General features: G+C 61.6%; 5 protein-coding genes. All 5 read right to left on the reverse strand.

All coding sequences use genetic code 11. The features are described from left to right. On the reverse strand, nucleotides 1-860 hold an 860-nt coding region (locus JWR14_RS32745; protein ID WP_299717739.1), incomplete at its 3' end, for an iron-containing alcohol dehydrogenase. Nucleotides 861-961: 101 nt separating this feature from the next. Continuing rightward, nucleotides 962-1,492 (reverse strand): NUDIX domain-containing protein, encoded by a 531-nt coding sequence (locus tag JWR14_RS32750; protein WP_299717741.1) that lies wholly within the window; start codon nucleotides 1,490-1,492, stop codon nucleotides 962-964. A gap of 45 nt (nucleotides 1,493-1,537) precedes the next feature. After that, nucleotides 1,538-2,572 carry a low specificity L-threonine aldolase gene (locus JWR14_RS32755; RefSeq protein WP_299717743.1) on the reverse strand — a complete coding sequence of 345 codons (1,035 nt, stop codon included), beginning with the start codon at nucleotides 2,570-2,572 and terminating at the stop codon, nucleotides 1,538-1,540. Between the two features lie 137 nt (nucleotides 2,573-2,709). Beyond that, nucleotides 2,710-2,946 carry a hypothetical protein gene (locus JWR14_RS32760; protein WP_299717745.1) on the reverse strand — a complete coding sequence of 79 codons (237 nt, stop codon included), beginning with the start codon at nucleotides 2,944-2,946 and terminating at the stop codon, nucleotides 2,710-2,712. 314 nt (nucleotides 2,947-3,260) lie between these two features. After that, on the reverse strand, nucleotides 3,261-4,066 hold an 806-nt coding region (locus JWR14_RS32765), incomplete at its 5' end, for a DHHA1 domain-containing protein (RefSeq protein WP_299717747.1).

Below are 4,066 nucleotides of genomic sequence, written 5' to 3' on the forward strand. Positions count from 1 at the left end.
GCATTCAGCGTGCCGTGATGCAGCCCGGTGCGCCCGTTCACGACCAGTCCGCCCAACGGGTGTGACAGCGAATGCACACAGCCCAGACCCTTCTGGAATGCCATGGCGCCCTGCATCGACGCGCTCATCATGTTCAGGCGTGCATCACGATCCTGGCCGTCGTGCGTCGCCCGTTCGATGGACGCCCACGCGCGCTCGAGCCCATCCAGCGCGATGCCGTCGGCGGGCGGATTGAACGCCGGTGCGAGAAATGTTTCGATGCAATGCGCGATCGCGTCCATGCCCGTTGCAGCGGTCAGCATGGGCGGCAAGCCCAACGTCAGCGACGGATCGCACACGGCCGACTTGGGCAACAGATGCCATGAGTGAAAGCCGAGCTTGCGGCCATCGGCAAGAATGATGATCGCCCCACGCGCCACTTCGCTGCCGGTGCCCGAAGAGGTCGGCACGGCGATCAGCGGTGCGGACCCAGCGGTGATCTTGTTGCTGCCGCCTTCGATCGTCGCGTACTCCGTCAGCGTCCCCGGATGGGTCGCCATGATCGCGACGCCCTTCGCCAGATCGATGGACGAACCGCCGCCCACGGCGATCAAACCATCGCAGCCTTCGCTTTTGTACAGCGCGGCGGCTTTCATCACCATCGCCTCGGTCGGGTTCGACGGGGTTTCATCGAAGATGGGAACAGCGCCCGCATCCAGGTCCAGCGCCTGGACGGTTTGCGACACCAGCCCCGCGGCCAGCACGCCTTTGTCCGTGATGATCAATGGCCGCTTGATGCCGACACGCGCGCATTCGCTGTCGAGCATGGCGAGCGCGTCGTAACCGAGATGGATGTGGGTGACGTAGAAGATGAAGGCCATGACGAGTATCCGCAGTTAGGTGAAGCGTCAGGCATGTTAGAAGTCGCACGGGCGTCCGTCAATCCGAGCGGACGCCATGTAGTGTGCGGGTGTTAAGCGCGTTACTGTCCCGGACGGTCCACATATTCCACGGCCAGACCGCGGCCACGCATCCATTCCGCCACGGCATGGCCGGTTCCCGCGCGCCAGGGCCTGAGTTTCGCCGGCTCGACCAGACGATACTCGAGCAGTTCCGGCGACAGGTTGATCGTCCCGTTCGCCTTCACGTGATACGCAATGATCAGCTCGTTCTTGCGGATGAATTCGTACACGCCGACCAGTTCAACCGATTGCGCCACCAAGGACGTCTCTTCGAGCACTTCTCGCGCGATGCCCTCTTCGGGCGTCTCGCCATTCTCGAGAAAACCCGTGATCAGAGCGAACATGCCCTCGACCCACGCCGCGTTGCGCGCGAGCAGGATCTTGCCCTCGTATTCCACGATCGCCGCGACCACCGGCAGCGGATTATTCCAGTGCACGAAGCCGCATTCCGGGTCCGGGCACGCGAGTCGCACGCGCCCGCCTTCGTGGCTTGCATCGGCACGTTCGACCAGCTTGTTGGCATCGCGTGGACAGAAATGGTATTCGATCATGGTCAGAGGTCGGAGGATCCAAAAGGGTCAGAGAGGTCAGAGGAGTCAGAGGGCGGTGCTAAGCGCGCGGACCTCGCCGGCGAACTGCTCCACCGTTTCCGGCAGCGTGTCCCACGCACACATCAGCCGGCAGCCGCCCGAGCCGATGAACTGATAAAACTTCCAGCCCTTGTTGCGCAGCGCCTGCGCAACAGCCGGCGGCAGCTCGGCGAACACCGCGTTCCCTTGCGGCTTGAACATGACCTTCACGCCTTGTATGCCTTCCAGCCGCTCAGCCATCAGTTGCGCCATGGCGTTTGCATGGCGTGCGTTGCGCAGCCATACATCGTTGTTAAGCAAGCCGAGCCAGGGCGCCGAGATAAAGCGCATCTTCGACGCCAGTTGCCCCGCCTGTTTCAACCGGTACGCAAAGTCGACGGCCAGCGCCTTATCGAAGAAAATCACCGCCTCGCCAACGGGCAGGCCGTTCTTCGTGCCGCCAAAACACAGCACGTCCACGCCCGCGCGCCACGTGATCTCCGATGGATGCACATTCAGCGACGCGACCGCGTTCGCAAACCGCGCGCCGTCCATATGCACCTTCAGATGGCGGCGCTTTGCGATCGCGGCGATAGCGCGAATTTCTTCCACGCTGTACACGGTGCCCACTTCGGTGGACTGCGTGAGCGTGACGACCTTGGGCTTCGGATAGTGAATGTCAGCGCGACGCGTGACGATGGCTTCAATGGCATCCGGCGTAAGCTTCCCGTCGATACCGGGCGCCGTCAGCAACTTCGAACCGCCCGAGAAAAATTCGGGGCCACCGCATTCATCGGTTTCGATGTGCGCGAGCTCATGGCAGATCACCGAGTGATACGACTGGCATAACGATGCGAGCGCCAGTGAATTGGCCGCCGTGCCGTTGAAGACGAAGAAGACTTCGCAGTCGGTCTGGAACAGGTCGCGGATGCGGTCACACACGCCCTGCGTCCAGGAATCGTCGCCGTAGGCCGGCTCGTGGCCGCTGTTGTTAGCTTCGATCAGCGCGGCGAGCGCTTCGGGGCAGATGCCGGCGTAGTTATCGGAGGCAAAATGTTGCATGCGGTCAGGGGCCGGGGCGATGGTAAGTGTGGCGGTTATTTTAACGTTTCGTGCGTGAACACGCGGAGACGTCAGTAATTGCCATTAACCGCCATGCCCGTGTCTGTTTGCTCCCAGTCCGCTAACCGCCTTACGATTTATTTTCCGGCGGGTTGATCTGATCCCGCGGCCTGCTGCGCTTTCTTGTCTTTCTTGTTCGCTTCGTGGTGCCCGACCGCGCAACCGCCGGCCGCACCCACCGCTCCGTGCTTGCCTGCCATGTGGCCCGCCACGCCGCCTACTGCCGCACCTTCCAGACATCCTTTGGCATAGACGGCACCCGTGGCGAAAACCATCGACGAAGCGGCGACGAGTGTGACGAGTTTTCGATTCATGAGTCAGGTTCCCTTTGTAGTCGACGTGCAGAGCTTCATGCCTGCACTGACAAACAAAGGGCAAGTCGCATACCTGTCAGTTCGCTTGCGGGTTTTTGATGGTGAAGTCGGGTCGGCATGATCCGGTCCGCCTCAAATCATGGGCAACTTGGCATCAACGAAAATCGCGCCGGAAACGGGATCGTGATCCTTAGGACTGCATTGGCCCTCTTTAACGGCAAAGAGAGAACGTCCCGTGCAGACGCAAAAAAGCCCGTCCTGTTGTAACTCAGAACGGGCTTTCTAAACGGTTGAAGCTCTAACCGTCTGAACGCTTAAAGCTTGCTCTTCACCCAGTCATTCACACCGGCCAGCGCCGCAGCCAAATTTGTTGGCTCGGTGCCGCCCGCCTGCGCCATGTCGGGCCGTCCACCGCCCTTGCCGCCGACTTGCAGCGCGACGAAGTTCACCAGATCACCGGCTTTCACCTTCTTCGATGCCTCCGCCGTCACGCCCGCAATCAGGCTGACCTTGTTGCCATCGACGGCCGCCAGAACAACGGCTGCGTTCTTCAGCTTGTCCTTCAATTTATCGACAGTTTCGCGCAGCGTCTTGCTGTCTGCGCCCGGCAATTGAGCCGCCAGCACAAACACGCCGCCAATCTCGACCGCCTGCGACACGAGTTCATCGCCCTGGCTGGAAGCAAGCTTCGACTTCAGCGCGCCGAGTTCCTTTTCCAGCGCCTTCACGTGATCCTGGACCTGCACGATGCGCTGCGTGAGTTCAGACGGCTGCGCCTTCAGCACGGCCGATGCCGCGTTGATCCGCGCATCGAGTTCCTGCACGAAGCGCACGGCGTTGTCGCCGGTGATCGCTTCCACGCGGCGAATCCCTGCCGCGACGCCGCCTTCCATCACGATCTTGAACAAGCCGATATCGCCCGTGCGCTGCACGTGCGTGCCGCCGCAAAGTTCACGCGAGAAACCGAGGTCGAGCACGCGCACTTCGTCGCCATATTTCTCGCCGAACAGCGCCATCGCGCCGCCCTTCACGGCTTCGTCGTACGGCATGACACGCACGATACCCGGCGCGTTTGCCAGCACTTCCGCGTTGACGATCTCTTCCACGCGACGAATCTGCT

It is taken from the genome of Caballeronia sp., assembly GCF_028292365.1.
Lineage (GTDB): Bacteria > Pseudomonadota > Gammaproteobacteria > Burkholderiales > Burkholderiaceae > Caballeronia.

What these genes read in the sequence shown, in the direction of transcription:
- JWR14_RS32750 (WP_299717741.1), bottom strand. Translation starts at nt 1,492, where the DNA reads ATGATCGAATACCATTTCTGTCCACGCGATGCCAACAAGCTGGTCGAA.
- JWR14_RS32755 (WP_299717743.1), bottom strand. Translation starts at nt 2,572, where the DNA reads ATGCAACATTTTGCCTCCGATAACTACGCCGGCATCTGCCCCGAAGCG.
- JWR14_RS32760 (WP_299717745.1), bottom strand. Translation starts at nt 2,946, where the DNA reads ATGAATCGAAAACTCGTCACACTCGTCGCCGCTTCGTCGATGGTTTTC.